Source organism: Pseudoalteromonas sp. SG41-1 (assembly GCF_014164575.1).
In the GTDB taxonomy this organism is placed as follows: Bacteria; Pseudomonadota; Gammaproteobacteria; order Enterobacterales; family Alteromonadaceae; genus Pseudoalteromonas; species Pseudoalteromonas rhizosphaerae.
On the sequence record NZ_JACJFL010000067.1, the window covers coordinates 2706 to 18060 of the forward strand.

13 protein-coding genes are annotated in these 15355 nt (G+C 40.7%); 2 read left to right on the forward strand and 11 right to left on the reverse strand.

What is annotated here, in order from left to right:
- The 10 genes from H5203_RS21155 to H5203_RS21200 all read right to left on the reverse strand — a co-directional run.
- Nucleotides 1-5247: Ig-like domain-containing protein (locus H5203_RS21155; protein WP_259401989.1), on the reverse strand; the 5247-nt coding region annotated here is incomplete at its 3' end.
- 5 nt (nucleotides 5248-5252) lie between these two features.
- Nucleotides 5253-6401, reverse strand: coding sequence for a TIGR03032 family protein (locus H5203_RS21160; RefSeq protein WP_259398577.1), 1149 nt, complete (start codon nucleotides 6399-6401; stop codon nucleotides 5253-5255).
- Nucleotides 6391-7482, reverse strand: coding sequence for a S8/S53 family peptidase (locus H5203_RS21165; protein ID WP_259398578.1), 1092 nt, complete (start codon nucleotides 7480-7482; stop codon nucleotides 6391-6393). Before H5203_RS21165 ends, H5203_RS21160 begins: the two co-directional genes overlap by 11 nt.
- Before the next feature lie 277 nt (nucleotides 7483-7759).
- Nucleotides 7760-8296: a phage tail protein gene (locus H5203_RS21170; RefSeq protein WP_054205193.1), complete on the reverse strand. Its 537-nt coding sequence runs from the start codon at nucleotides 8294-8296 to the stop codon at nucleotides 7760-7762.
- Between the two features lie 12 nt (nucleotides 8297-8308).
- Nucleotides 8309-8839 carry a phage tail protein gene (locus H5203_RS21175; protein WP_054205192.1) on the reverse strand — a complete coding sequence of 177 codons (531 nt, stop codon included), beginning with the start codon at nucleotides 8837-8839 and terminating at the stop codon, nucleotides 8309-8311.
- 14 nt (nucleotides 8840-8853) lie between these two features.
- Nucleotides 8854-9399 (reverse strand): phage tail protein, encoded by a 546-nt coding sequence (locus H5203_RS21180; RefSeq protein ID WP_145242941.1) that lies wholly within the window; start codon nucleotides 9397-9399, stop codon nucleotides 8854-8856.
- 58 nt (nucleotides 9400-9457) lie between these two features.
- The gene (locus H5203_RS21185; RefSeq protein ID WP_054205190.1) at nucleotides 9458-9739 is read right to left on the reverse strand and encodes a DUF6916 family protein; all 282 of its coding nucleotides are present in this window, start codon (nucleotides 9737-9739) and stop codon (nucleotides 9458-9460) included.
- A gap of 29 nt (nucleotides 9740-9768) precedes the next feature.
- Nucleotides 9769-10278, reverse strand: a complete 510-nt coding sequence (locus tag H5203_RS21190; RefSeq protein WP_145242939.1) for a GNAT family N-acetyltransferase — start codon at nucleotides 10276-10278, stop codon at nucleotides 9769-9771.
- Between the two features lie 7 nt (nucleotides 10279-10285).
- Nucleotides 10286-10960, reverse strand: a complete 675-nt coding sequence (locus tag H5203_RS21195) for an aspartyl/asparaginyl beta-hydroxylase domain-containing protein (protein ID WP_145242937.1) — start codon at nucleotides 10958-10960, stop codon at nucleotides 10286-10288.
- Between the two features lie 551 nt (nucleotides 10961-11511).
- Entirely contained in the window at nucleotides 11512-12567 is a 1056-nt protein-coding gene (locus H5203_RS21200; protein WP_182783881.1) for a phytanoyl-CoA dioxygenase family protein, read from the reverse strand.
- 137 nt (nucleotides 12568-12704) lie between these two features.
- Between H5203_RS21200 and H5203_RS21205 the strand changes: the two genes are divergently transcribed.
- Complete coding sequence (locus tag H5203_RS21205; protein ID WP_145242933.1) at nucleotides 12705-13217, forward strand: hypothetical protein; 513 nt, start codon at nucleotides 12705-12707, stop codon at nucleotides 13215-13217.
- Between the two features lie 18 nt (nucleotides 13218-13235).
- The gene (locus H5203_RS21210) at nucleotides 13236-14033 is read left to right on the forward strand and encodes a hypothetical protein (RefSeq protein WP_145242932.1); all 798 of its coding nucleotides are present in this window, start codon (nucleotides 13236-13238) and stop codon (nucleotides 14031-14033) included.
- Between the two features lie 127 nt (nucleotides 14034-14160).
- Here the strand turns inward: H5203_RS21210 and H5203_RS21215 are convergent, their stop codons facing one another.
- A complete protein-coding gene (locus H5203_RS21215; RefSeq protein WP_145242930.1) occupies nucleotides 14161-14913 on the reverse strand; it encodes a sulfite exporter TauE/SafE family protein in 753 nt (250 codons plus the stop codon).
- Between the last annotated feature and the right edge of the window lie 442 nt (nucleotides 14914-15355).

The following is a 15355-nucleotide window of genomic DNA, read 5'->3' on the forward strand; positions in this document are numbered from 1 at the left end:
ATTCGGTGCTGCGTTATCTAAAATCACTGAGGTGCTGGCTGCAGTTGAGGTGTTACCCGCCGCATCACTTTGTGTGGCGCTGACGGTGAGCGTGCCATCATTAAAGCTGCTGACATCAAACTCACTACCACTGATAGTCCATGCCCCAGAGCCATCAGCCGTCACAGTACGCGATTGGTTATTCGAACCATCGCTAATGGTCACATTAACCGTAGCGCCAGAGTCAGCGCCGCTACCTTGTATAAGCACATGCGCATCTTCCACAGCATTGATCCGACCATCTACTTCAATCGGGGTGGTAATACTCGGTGCACTCACGTTAGTATCAATGGTTATTGTAGTACTCGTTCCATTGGTAATATTACCAGCAGAGTCCGTCGCGCGTGCCACAATAGTATGCGAGCCACTCGTCATTGCTGAGCCTACGGTGATACTCCACACCCCACCACTAACAACAGTACTGCCTATTGAGCCATCAACACTTGAAATAAGAGTAATAGTGTCGCCTGTGGTGCCTGTACCTGTAAAAGTGGGTGTTGTATTATTGGTTATATTATCTGTACTCGAAGAACCACTATCACTGGCTGCAGTTAGATCGGCTGCGCTCGGTGCGCTCGGCGCGGTTGTGTCAATTGTCACTGTAAGTGCGCTTGAGCTACTACTTACATTACTTGCTGAGTCTGTTGCTTTTGCTGAAATAGCATGGTCTAAACCGGCAGTTAAAGTGCTAGTGGTAATTTGCCAATTGCCATCGGTCGCTATGCCAGACCCGATTACAGTTGCTCCAGCACCAACTTGGTCGCTGTAAAGACTAACTGTTGAACCACTCTCAGCAGTGCCACTAAATGTTGGCGTGGTATCGTTGGTAATATTATCCGTAGTAGATAACCCTGAATCAGCAGCCGCATTTAAATCAGGGGTAGATGGCGCACTTGGCGCAACATTATCATTTACCGTTATAGTAAACGTTTTTTGAAAAGTTGTTGTTGCATCGTTACTTTGTACGCACACAATGTAACTTCCTGCACTAAGTGCAGCTTGCGTCTGAATTAAGGTGCCACTAATCTGAAAACTGCTATTGTTTGTGTCAGCGCTACATGTACCGTTTACACTTGCGCCTGAGCTTACAAACGTATAACTATGACTGTCGGTGGTATCTACATCTGAGGTAGTGAGCGCCCCTATATTAGCACCAGGTCCAGTTGATGATTGATTTATACTTGCCGATGAAAGTGAAATATCCGTTGGGGCATCATTTTGCCCAGTAATATTCACTATCGCTTGATTTGTACCCGCGCTGTTTGCTATCCCATCATTAAAGACATAATCCAAAGTCACTGATGATGATGGAGATTCGGAACTATTTTGATAGGTAATGCTTTGTAAAACTGAGTCAACAATTGCAGATGTAGCATTAGCATTAAAGGTCAGTACCAAGGTACCTGAGGAGTTAGTCGTTACCGTTCCGACTGTGGTCGAATTATAAGTAAACGTATTGCCCTCAATTAGCGCGCCCAATAAGTTATTGTTCGCAAAAACATCTTCAGTACTTGCCCCACCGTTTCGACTAATAGTTAAACTGGCATTATTATAATTACCAATTGCGCCATTAAGGGCATCGAGCTCAGTATCAGCGATAGTCACATCAGAGTCGATAACAATTGCAGAGCCATTTTCAATGAAGGTTGCACCGCCATTCAAACTACTAAATACGGGGGCGCTATTTGGCTCAACAAAAGTTATTATGGTATCGCTACCACTTTCAGCAACGCTAAAAGCTAAACTTGAGCCTGGTGAATTACTTAATGAGAGCGTAAGCTCAGAAATATTAAAATCGGTGGCATCTGTATCAACTTCTAATGTACTCGTGCCATTAAATCGCACATTTGCACTTGAAAGCCCTGTCACGCCAGTAATCGTTAAGGTATCACCTACGGCTAGATCGGTGATGGTATCCCCTGATAATTGTGATGCACTGCCGACAAAATTATCGTTACCTGCATTGCCCGTCATCGAATCAGTACCACCGCCAGGGCGGATGGTATCTGCGCCGCTACCGCCAACAATAGTATCATCGCCATTGAAATTGCTGGCTGTAATCGTCAACATGTCACTGGCAAAGGCTGAAGCATTTATTGATAGGGCTGCTGTAATTTCACCGCCACTCGCATTTGACACTGATACTGCTTGACCATTGGCATTAAAGTTGTCAGTTAAGGTTACTGTGGCATTATTGTCAGTTCCTATTGCCACGCCTTCAACAGCAGACACTGAGGTACTGGTAAAATCAAACGCCCCACCATCCATAAGTTTCAGTGTTTCAGTACCCGCACTACCCGTTATAGCAGTGCTAAAATTACCAATATTAGCGGCATCAATAGCCACTGTTGCGCCACTAGCTAACGAAAGAGTGCCTATATTTAAAAATCCACCGCCGCTAATGTCTGCACCATCAGTTACTTGTACTTGGTCGGCAACACTATTTTCGCCAATTAACGTGCCCGTGTATGCACTGTTACCAATTGCAAAAATTATGGCGTCGGTTGACGAACCAGCCGTAACATTAGTGGTCCCTGTTGATACGGTGATTGTTCTGGTGTTTGTACTGTCATCAGCTGCATCGTAGCTTTCAATACCAGTTAAGGTTGTGAAATCACCATCACCGGTGATAGTAATCGTTTCTGAACCAGGCGCTGTTATGGTGCCCGTAAAACTACTATGCTGGCTGGCCGTCATCGATACTGACGCACCCGAAGCGAGTGTTAAATTAGTCACATTACTAATCGTGGCATTACTAATGTTTGCGCCGCTACTCATAGACAATGTATCAGCAACACTATTTTCGCCGGTAATTGTTCCCGTATAAGCTAGTGCGCCAATATCAAACGTAATGGCATCAGTTACGGAGCTAGCTGTTACTGAGTGCCCCGCGGCACTAATAGATACTGTACGCGCGTTCGTGCTATCGTCATTTAATGTGTAGCTTTCAATTGCTGATACTGTAGCGAAATTACCATCACCTAAAATATCTAGCGTCTCATTACCACTGCCTGATACAGTGCCTGAGAACAATGCTAGCTGTGATGCAGCAATACTTGCTGAACCGCCACTTGCTACCGTCAAGTTTTCAAAGCCGCTAATTGTGGCGCCAGAAATACTGCCACCACTACCAATAGATAACGTATCAGTGCCGGTGTTGCCCGCTAAAATACCGATTGCGCTAACTGAGCCAATATTGAGAGTATCGTCGCCGGTGCTACCAGTAAAATTTTGCCCTGCAGCGCCAAGGGTGAATGCATTTGGTGCAGATAAAACATACGTTTCAATCGCACTGTTGCCTGTTAGTCCATCCGTTGCTGAGCTAATAGTTATCGTTTCTGTGCCTGGTGCTGTAAACGTTGTAAAACTATCGTGCTGTGCCTCAGTCATCAATACACTCGCACCACTGGCAAGTGTTAATGATTCAAAGGCAGATATTGTTGCACCACTAAGATCAGCACCAGTGCCAGCCTGCAATATATCGGTACCCGCAGCGCCGTTCAATGTACCTGTTACCGTGAAGGCATTAATATTAACGGTATCATCTGCGCTGCTGCCAGTTACATTTTGCGCTGCGCTACCAAGCGTAAAGATCATTGCAGCGCCAAGCACATAAGTTTCAATATCCGCATCACCCGTTAGCGTTTGATCGCCATCGGCACTAGCGATAGTAAATTGATTTGTACCTGTACCATTTATAGTAGTGAAACTGTCATGCTGCGTTTCACTTAATGTCAATGAACCATTGTTATAGGGCGTTAAGGTTTCAAAACCCGTTAAGCTTGTGAACCCAGTTAAGTCGCTCCCGGTAACAACACTGATTGTATCGGTACCGCCGCCGCCATCAGCCGTTGACCCTGTAATATGCGCTGCATTGTTAATATTTAATGTTTCATTATCGTCACTAAATGTAATTGCTGGGCTTAAATTTATACCGTTTAAGGTACTAAATCCAGCAGCGGCAGAACTCGCTGAAGTAATATTAGCAACCGAAATTGTCGCTGTACGACTTACACTATTTACAGTGCCATCATTAATTACCACTGTCACCGTTCTAGCAGTTTCATCGGGCGTATTTGAAGTATTATCGTAAGTGATATTCTGCAAAAAGGTAGCCACTTCAGCGGCCGTTACGGTTGCCCCTGTGATAGAAATTGTGTCTTGAAGTATAATATCCGCCGCAGACCCACCCGTGAGTGCGTTTTGCGCCGCAGCTGTTACGTTCAGGCCTTCTGAGGCGCCATTTTGATCGTTGGTTAATGCAACGGTTATTGTTGTTATTGTATCGCCATCACTATCCTCTGCACTAGCATCGGGCGCAATATTTACAGCACCACTACCTTCGGTAAATGACACTGAACTCCCTGTACCTGGAATCCCACCATTTAAATCAACAACAGGCGCTGAATTTGTAGAAGTACCTGTGGCACTCAAAGACACATTATACATACTCTCATTTGCATCAGTGTTGCTAATTCTTAAATTACCTGATATCCCACCAACTGTTGTCGTTTGTACAGTTACAAGTATCGTACATTGCATACCTGAGCTTAATGTTTGACCATTCGTAGCACATGTACCGCCTGTAATTGAAAAGTCGCTACTTCCACTTGTTATAGAAACAGCCGTAGTCGTTAAATTACCAGTGCCTTCATTTTTTACCGTAAAGGTTTTTGTTGTAGTTGCTACACCATCCGCTGCAACACTGCCAAAGTCTTCGCTTACAGTTGTCGATCCACTTTCTTCAACATCTATTTCTGGCGATGACCCACAAGCGCCAACACTACCACCTCTCAAAGTACAGCTAGAAGAGCTTACAGTGGTGCACGCCCCGCCTGGTAGGGTGCAGTTTGCACTTGCAAACACCTTTCTTATTAGTAAATCACTTTTTACTTGTGTATTATCGCCCTTAACAATACTTACTTTTTGTTCATTCGTTTCAAGTAATCCCTGCTCTTTTAAAAAGCTTAATGTATTATTTATATCTGGGTTTACTAAGTGTGATTGGGCTTTTTGCCCTCGACTAAATGTCGAAAATGGGCTTTTTGACTCTATACCAACTATTTCATCTTCAGTTTCTAGCGCTAACTTTTTTGAAAATTGTTTTAAATCTACAGCTTCATTTACTGTTTCTGCGTAAGCCCCGCTAGCTATTACTGCAGAAATCGCAACCCCTAAAAAAGTTTTATTTAAGCTTAAACGTTCCATGATACTCATCCTCGACAAAATTCAAAAATATGGCTAGACAACGCGTCTGAGCTTTGAAATAGCTCTGGTTTCCTGCTGTTCGGTACAACAGCAATATCGTAAATCTGTTTTACATCACCCGTAAAAGTCAAATTACCTACCACCTCACCTGTATTTACATTCACTAACCATATTGCGCACACACTTTTCCCATCTAATAATCTTGGGTTTGCTTTAAAGCGAATATGCTCTTCTGATTTACGTAATGTACTCGTACCGACAAGCATCAAGTCACCAAAGAACGTCATTCCCCTTGTAAAACCTTGCAACTCACATAAAACTCTATTAGTACCTGACTTTGGATCGTATACATGAATATCGCCATCTCCAGATGCACAATAATACACCTTGCCTGCGTGGCATCTTGGCGAATGTGGCATTGAAATACCTGATTTGATGACCTTATTTTCAACGACATCAATAAGCACCCCTTTATTCCCTAGCTCTTCACGCCAACCTTGTGCTGTATCTGATTCACTAAAGGCTGTAGCATAACGAGGCACACCATCTAACAACGCCATGCCATTTAAATGGCATCTATTTTCCGGCTTCAGTTCTGAAATAAACGACGGCACCCAAGCAGCGACAAAACTATGGTCAGGACTTAACTTACTTAAACAAGAGAACATCGAGTTTACTACCCACAAACCATCATTACCCCAACAAATATCATGGATGTTGATCATACCTGTTGATAAAGTCGCTCTTTCTATAAACAAACTGTCGGCTGCCTTTACACTTTTGACTTGTTCATCCCACTCTTCACGAAATTTGGGGCTATCTCTGAGTTCATTATCTTGTAATTTTTTTGGCAACTCTTCATAACGATCAAGGTTCCCATTAATAACATCAGCATAACCACTTGGTGTTTTTTGAAAGTCGATTACTTGATTTAGTGTTCCAAGCGTGACCCTATTTTCGTCGGCATAAAGTCCCATTGGTCTTGGAAATGCCTTTAATTTTGTTTCTAGCTTGCCATTATTGGAACGCACTAAAATAACACGTTGTGATTGATAACTTGTCGCAATCAACGATACGCCCAACTGAGCCAATATTTTTGGGAAGTTGTCACTGTGGGTGCTACTAAAATCTAACGGTTCCATTTCAGTGCTCATTAATTTCACTACCTTTTGATCTAATCAAAGTTACACTCTTTATATTATTTTTATTAACTACATGTGCAGGCAAAATATTTTCAACCATCGTTAATTTTGTTAACGGGTATTCAACTCCGCATGCTTTTAGCTGTGCCACAACGCCTGAAACAATAGCGGCTGATGATGAGGTGCCACCAAAATTTACATACCCATTAAGTGACGTTGATGCAATTGAAGAAGGGGCGTAATAATCAACACATTGCCCATAATTAGAAAACTCAGCAACATTCCCATTTTTATTTATTGCCCCTATAACAACCACTGAACTTAATGCCGATAGATGATTGACTTCACAAGCTTTCTTACCCGAATTTCCTGCTGAAACAACGATAATAGGTGCATTTGATGCAGATGCAACATTCTCAATTACCAGTGACGTAATACCCGATAATAACGGTAAAACCCAACTACAGTTGATAACATCCGCTTTCATCAACTTAGCGACCTGAAATGCCAATATTATAGAAGATGACCATGTTGAAACTTGCCTGATAGCTATTATTTCACTAGTCGGTGCGAAACCCTCAACCCCTATATTATCTTGCTTTGCAGCAATAACTCCAACAACACGTGTACCATGGTAATCAGTTGGGTTTTTAGCACTGGTTGCCAGTGTTTTTTCATCAGGATCATATTCAAACAATACTGTTAAATCATCAAACTCTGGGTGAGTAAAATCAAAGCCGTCATCAATAATTGCAACCCGCACAGTATTCTCTGGTTTATCGCATAAAGGAGCATTTTGTGACACAAGCACGCTGCTAGTCTGCCTGCTTGTTCCTGACGTAACTAACTTTGTGACAGGTGCAATATCTGGTTCGATCTCTAGCACATCTTGATGTTTGCTTAACGCTAAATAAACATCAAAAAAATATTCGGGTCTAGGTGTTACCCAGTAAACCAATTCACTTCCTATATTAGCGATTACTTGAACTTGTTTTATTTCATCATGTAGCTGTGAGATCTCATCGACTGATAGCAAAGAGAGTATTATTATTTTTTTGTTAAAAGCGTACATCTTCCCTGCATCATCAATCAAAAAATTACTGTCATGCTTGGCAAATACAACACTACCTTTAGAGCTTTTAAATTGCAGCTTGTCTAAACTCGCCTGAGCAGATACATCTCTTGCAAATAAGCACACAACTATAATTAAACAGCTGAAAACAATATGCCAATTAAGGTATTTCAACATAAGTAAATAACAACCAACAGAGCTCTTTCAAACAACATATAACTTACTTCCTGCACAAACATAATGGTTTTTCATCATATGTAGAATACAGATTTCAAACTAAAATCTGTATTCTCACACATCAATTTCTTGGTGGATAAATTCCATCTAGTGCAATGCAAAAGTTTAACGCTAAGCTAGGTTGCATATTTTCATGCCGCTGACTCTTACCTGACGATGCTAAACTGCTGCTACTCATAGCACTTGTATTACTATCCAGTGGCGCAGTATATCGCAGTGCACCACCTGAGGAGGCAACGTCTATTGCAAGTTGATTATCACTTGGTTGGTCAGTATTACCAGCTTGAAATACACCTGAAATAACATGGTCATGCTTAGGTAGCTGTATGGGGGCCAACGCTACTTGGCTAACACCACCAAAGGTAGAAAATGGCCGAGTCGTTAGTCCTATCCCTGATCCCGCATGCATTGGTGCTCTGCCTTGTAAATCAGGGACTCCAAATGTTGTTCGTCCATCACCACCGAAATTAGTTCCCAGCAAACTAAATAGCGCTGTAGATTGTGAAATACTGAGTATTTGCCCTGCGCATTTAGCCCAAGCTCTAGGACTATACGTAAGACCAAATATTCTAATTTCAGCCATAAATGGTTCAGCCATAATATTTCTCCTTTAATTTCTTGATGGGAAGAGGCCGTTGAGGCAAATAATAAAATGTATAGCCAAATAAGGCATCATATTAGTATGCGGCTCATTAGCACCCACAGTTTCAACTGCAGCGTCATTTAGTTGCTGACTTTCTCCCGTGACAGCGCCTGATATATAAGTTGACTCAGTTGCAGGGCTTCTCGCCAAAACATTACCAATGGCTGTAGATGTAGTTGCACGATTATTATTTGCCTGCAAGCTATGGGTGTGTGCTGGCATCTGCTGTGGTAGAAGCGTCACTTTTTCTACGCCAGCCTGACGCGCTATAGGGTAAGGTTGTAATCCTGGGCCTTGCCCAAAATGTACGGGTACACGCCCTCTTAAATCAGGCAGCATAAATGACGAGCGCCCATCACCGCCATATTGTGCGCCAATCAATGCAAATAACACTTGGTTTTGACTTATTGAAAAAGTAGACCCGCTACAAAATGCCCACTGCCTAGGTGAGAATGTAGTAGCAATCATTTTTATTTCACCGACAAATGACTCAGACATGCTAGTTTCCTTTTTTAATTTCTAGCTGGAAAGGTACCTTCCAGTGCAATACAAAAATTAAGTACGAGTAAAGGTTGAAGATTAGTATGTGGCGACCCACTCCCGCTACTACTAACAACATCCTGAGCAAGTTCTGTCAAATCTAACGATGAACCGTATACGAAAGGTTCAGCTGAGGTACCCTTATTATCCTTTGATTCAGAAAATATACGATCTGTAAACGCGGGGCTATTAGCGGCTATGCTAGCCGTAGCTTTTACTGCATGCGTATGCGCTGGCATTTCATCTAACGTTAACCTAACCGTTTCCTCCCCTGAACTATCTCCAGCATAAAAGGGACGGTTTTCAGTGCTCAAAAACCCACTACCGATAGGCGTGCGCCCCCGTAAGTCCGGTAACTTAAAATCACTTGTTCCGTTACCACCAAACTGAGTCCCTAATAGAGCATACAGTGCCCCATTCTGTGTAATTGCGATCACTCCACCATTACAGAATGCCCAATTTTTTGGGGCAAAATCAAACGCAAATGGTCGTATTTCAGATATAAACGGATCAGCCATATAAATCTCCCTACTCACTTTTATTAAACGAATAATTTAGTCTATTAAACACGAAGTACTATTTTTGTGTCGTGATGTATATCTCATACTCAGTTTCGCTATTTGGTGATAGAAACAGCTCTGCATCATTAAATGCATCGTGTGTGAGTCTATATGTGCCTTGTTCTAAAGGTTCATTTGCAGAGCCTTTAAGCAAAACACGAAATGCATCCCATTGTTCCCCATTCAGTTTTGTTCTATCAACTGATGATACCTTTAACTCTACTTCACCATCTTGACCAGCAACCTTAACAATTGACCCTTGTGCTCTTTCAACATTTTCAAACGTAAACTTTTCCATATTCAACTCCTGTGTTTAACTTCGCTTAGTCACACACCACTCATTAATTTCACTGGGTGTGGGTACCACGCCATAAATTCATATGGCGGGCTAATTGATTCAACTTGAAACCCTAAACGCGCATACAACTGCTTAGCAGCAAAATTATGTTGCTCAACGGTCAGTGTTAAAGGTGCACCAGATTGTAATGCGGCACTTTGAAACGATTGAATTATCGCTGAGCCAAAACCATGCCCTCTCGCACTTGGTAAAAAGCCAATATCGACGATACGAATTTCATTTGGGCCAAAATCAATGGTTGCCTTACCGATTGCTTCATGATGTTTTTCAATAATAAAGTACATTGCATTGGGGAACTTATCTCCATACCCTTGGGTTTGAGCTTTAAACTGCATTTCCACAATTGACTCTACAAAATCTTTTTCGCCATCAATTAACTGTAAGTCTTGTCGCATTAAACTATGCAGCTTTTCTAAAAAAGGCTTATCGTTTGCATTTGACGGTCTTATATTTAAGCCCTTAGGAATATTAAGTTTCATTACCTCTTTAGCTCCTTAGCTTACTTTTTTTACTACAATATGTTTTTTCTTTAGAGTTCATAATTAAATCCAACAACCACTCATTAACATTACAGTCTATGACAAGGTTGATTCTTGGTGTATCACCAGTATTTATTACAGAATGTTCCGCATCGGCATTTATATACCAACAGCTGCTCTGACTTATTGGAACTTTTAAATCATCCACTAAAAATTCAACATGTTCAGATGTCTCTAAAGAAATATGAATACGTGCCTGGGCTGATAGCTCAATACTCAATCCAAGGTCTCGGTGGGGTTTAATCAAAGAGTTGGGGGAAAGGCGCATAAGCCGTGCAGATAAAATATTACATTTAAATTGTGACAATAACTCACTAATAGAAGGTAAATATTGAAGGTGATCGCCATCAATAAAACTTGAGCTAGACTCAATTGCGAAAGATTGCAGAATCACATGCTTATCAGCATGTTCAACAGGCACTCTTAAAGGCAATACATCCCAATCGCCCTGATAACACTGGGTATTAACATGTCTAACCCATTCTAATTTTTTTGCTACAAGCAAATCGGCAGACATCTTTTTTACATTATAAAAAATTTCAAGCTTGGCAAACGAAATGACTGGAGAGACTATATTCTCACCAGCATTAACAACTTCAGGAATAAGTATGTCATCATTCATTATTTGTTCTCAAACGAAGAGAATGAATGAGCAAGTATTTAATCTTAAAACAAAGTGTATACAGGATGGGGGTGAAATCGATTTCTGTATGTATATTGTTGCGGTATGTTGAGCTACTTTCACTCACTATAACGGCTTTAGCAAATGACTCTAATTGCATTTTAAGTAAAGACTTTAAATAACAAATTATTGGTTTTGCGCGCCGTAAACGCTTTGTAAGCTGTGAACTTTGTGCTTCCATACTGAAATATTCCTTTGATATCCAATTATCGTGCTAAATTCTATTAGGGAATTAATGCTACATTCAGTTAAGAGCTTAGTTTAAAAGCTATAGGGTACAACTTTAATTTTCATTTATTTTATATAGCTTTAATTTATTTGACTTATATCAAACATCATAAAAAACCATAAAAAAAATAAAAGGCTTAGTAAATGCAGCTTAATTTAAATTATCTTGAGCATGGCACAGGAGTGTTATAAAAAACATTACACGTTATTACATGGCATCATTTTTATTCTTATAAATAACTGCAGGCTTGATTTGCTTAGCTTTATAATGAGCTCATATTTATATATTGCACAATTCGAGGACTATTCGTCCTATTTGGACAACTACCATGCGGCAGTGTATGTTGCCAAACAATTAAACTGCCCGCTTTTGAAGGCAAAGGCGTACTGTGCCATTGTTGGCAATTAAAATGATGTGGATTGGTGTTTTTAGGTAAGCTAGCAAGCCAGCCGTCTATTTTTTTATGAAAACCAGGAACACAACTAAACGCACCTTGATCAGCGGTAACGTCAGTAAGGTACAGTAACCCTTGCGTTGCAAAGGTGAGCGGTTTATTAAAATTAATATCCCAGTGCAGATTTGGCCCGGGAAACTGCCAACTCAATGTCTCTGGCGGGTTAAAACCAACCCTATCAGTACTTACAGTTAAATTACTTTTACCCCACAGTTGCTCAAAAACATCCCGCACCTGAGGCTGCTTCCGAATAGCTTGCATTGTTATATCATTAAAAATTTGTACCATAACTCCTTGTTTAAGATCATGATTTCGGTACCATGAAGCAGGATTGTGTTTATCCATATTCAAACGTTCATAAATCATATTACAAACGTTTTCACATAGCGTTTTTTCCACCAACTCAGGAATAATAACGTAACCATTATCATCCCAGCTTTGCCACTGCTGTGACGTTAAAACATAATGACGAGGCTGATTTAGTAATATTTTTTGTTGTTTTGGGTCTTTTTGCTGAAAAAATGCTGCTACCTTTTCATTTAACTTACTTTTAACTGTATTTGAAATAGCTATGCCATAACGCTGTTCTACCCAGTTTTCGAACGTTAAAAAACTATCCGATGAAAAAATGAATTCTATCGTCGGTGTGAGCCCTAAGCCTAAAGTATCCATGATCATGACATCAAGCGACCATTCGCCTTCTATTATTTTTTTATCCGCACAGCCTTGTTTTTGTAATTGCGCTTTGTGCCACATTCGTTTTAATTGAAATAGACCTAAGCGCCCAGTTTCTTTATAACAAGGTAGTATGCTCTGCGCTGTTGTGTGCAGAGATGGCACTTTTGCTATCAATTCATTTTGCATAATAACTCCTTTTTCTTGCCTGATTTTAGACAAGCAAAACACCTTAAATTGATTTATTAACGCTAACTAAACTTAGTTAGAATAGAGTGCTATATTACTGTAAGCAACAATTGTAATTGCTAAATACAGGGAGTGGTATGAACACTGAGATTGAAAAAATTCTCGCCTTTGTTACTCATATTGGAATAAAGCACAGGTATCAAACGTTAAACGAAAAGACTTTTTTGCCGGGAATTAAAGTAGCCCAGGGAACTTTACTACTTGATTTAGAAAAATGCCTCTACCCTGGTGACATCCTTCATGAAGCAGGGCATATTGCAGTAACCTCAGAGACAAACAGAACCTGTTTAACCGGCGATATGAAAAACCATGATCACCAAGCCGCAGAAGAAATGACCGCGATTGCATGGTCATGGGCCGCAGCCTGTTACTTAAATATTGCACCCGATGTTTTATTTCATCAACACGGTTATAAAGGCAGTTCAGCTAGCTTAATAACCGCTTTTAGCAATAATACTGGCTTTGGCTATCCGCTGTTGTATTCATGGTTTATGTGCGAACAACCTGATCACCCCAACGGTTATCCAAACATGTTGAGGTGGCTTAGAGATGACGCCTACACACAAGCTCAACTAAAAAAATTACAATAAATACGATAAGGAATATACGTGCTTGATAATAACTTTTCCTCAGAGCAGCTTACTTTACTATGTGCTGACTTAGCTCAACTAAGATTAATAGCCGATTTAACACTTGCACCTACTATGCCGTACTTTGCTGAAAAACCTTATCCAATTGGCCGCTGTAGAGAAATAAGAGACGAGGTATTTACATTACTACAAGCACAACTGCCGCACACAAACAAACCAGGGCTTAGCTTATTAAAAGGTCTTATTGCACAGGGCAATCCTTTACAAAAAGCATGGGGTTCACTGCGGGATGAGTATTTTCAAAACGCATTTATTATTGGCCCTTGGTATATTGATGTTTCTAACGACACCGTGAATGCCAATAAACCCAGAGTAGAGATTTTGCCTTTAGCGACATCAAACTTTACCCCAATTAAAGATTTTACTCAGTTTGTAAAAATAGCCCGTAACTATTGGAAAGTTGAGGTGTATAGAAATGATGTATGCCCAGCTCTTGCGCCTTATATGCCACTTTTATGTGTTGGCGATAACGGTACTAGCTGGCTAGGAGCTGCAAACGACGACATGCTAAACATCGCAATAAACAGCCAATTTACCCAATCAAAAGCAATATTAAAAGTTCTGCCAAGCCCACCAAAAGAAATTATACAGCGCTGGCAATCGCTGTTATTAAACTTCACTCACGACCCTTTATTGATAACAAAAGGAGATGCAATCATCTTTTGTGATGAATACAGTAAAAAGTTACAGCACCCCGATCTAGCACACAGGGATGCCGCTGTGATTGCCTATTCATCGTTACCAAAGTCAGTGTGATTTAGAATATCAGTGCAACACTCATTGTAATGATGTGTAATAGAAAAGCCTGCCCTTGTCCCTGTACTCCTTAGAATTTATAAAGCGCTATGACACCTAGGTTTATAGCGCTTTAACAAATTATTAGCTAGAACGCTTGCAAGCCCTGCCATGCCAATTGCAGCGCAAGTAAGGTTAAAATAGCCCGAAAAATACGTTTAAACTTATCGGCAGAAATACGCTGTAATAACTGCAAACCAAGCCAAGTGCCAAGCCCACCACTTATGATCATTGCCGCAACTAAAGGCAACCACTGCCAAAACGAAAAACCTACAAAGCCATACAAAATAGCTTTAAAAGTATGTTGCACACTCATACAAGCGGAAAAAGTAGCGGTATATCTTAGCTTTTCGTAATTATTAACATACAAACAACTGCCCACTAACGGGCCACTCGCGCCAACAAACATTGATAAAAATGTTGTCACAGCACCAGCTGTACTGCGCCATAAAGCTGAGGTTTCACGCAACTTTGGCGTCATTCCCCACAATAAATAAAGTACAAACCCTGCCACGACAATTTTCATCAATTCAAGTGGAATACGGGTCACAATAGACGACGCAGCAAACGCACCAATAAGCCCACCGAGTGAAAAGTACGCAAACATACTTTTATCAAGGTGTTTAAAAGTCAGCATAAACCTATTGGCATTTGAGCCCAGCTGCACTAACCCATGCACCGGAATAACAATACTCATAGGCAATAACGACGCCATCACCACCAACAACATCAACCCGCCACCAGCACCAAAAGCCGCCGAAATCATCGACGTTACAGCCGATAATATAATAAGCCCAATCACGCTGAGCGGCGTTAATAAATCGCCAGCTAAAAATTCCATGTAACACAACTTTGCAATACAACAACATGCTAGCAAAGTTACCATGAGACAAAACAAGTTACGAGTACCTAAAGAGCTAACACCTATCACCATTTGAATACATAACAGCTTTATAGCAGGCATAAAAAAACGATATTGGTGAAGCTATGGGAACACCTCGCTCGAAAAGCCTCGATTGTTACAGGCTACCAACAAAAACAACAAGTTATATTATATTCAAAAAGTTAGCATTTCGTGTAATTTCACTGACTGTTATTTTATGAGTTTGGGTATTATGTGGGCATAGTTAAGTCAAACAATATATACAATTAAATAATCCAGGGCAAGATCACGAACTTTACCTTGACTTAAAAGTATGATCTTATACTCCTTTTTAAGGAGCCCCCATGCCTGATATTCAACTATTTAAATATTTCGAATCAATTGACGACCCTCGCCAGCA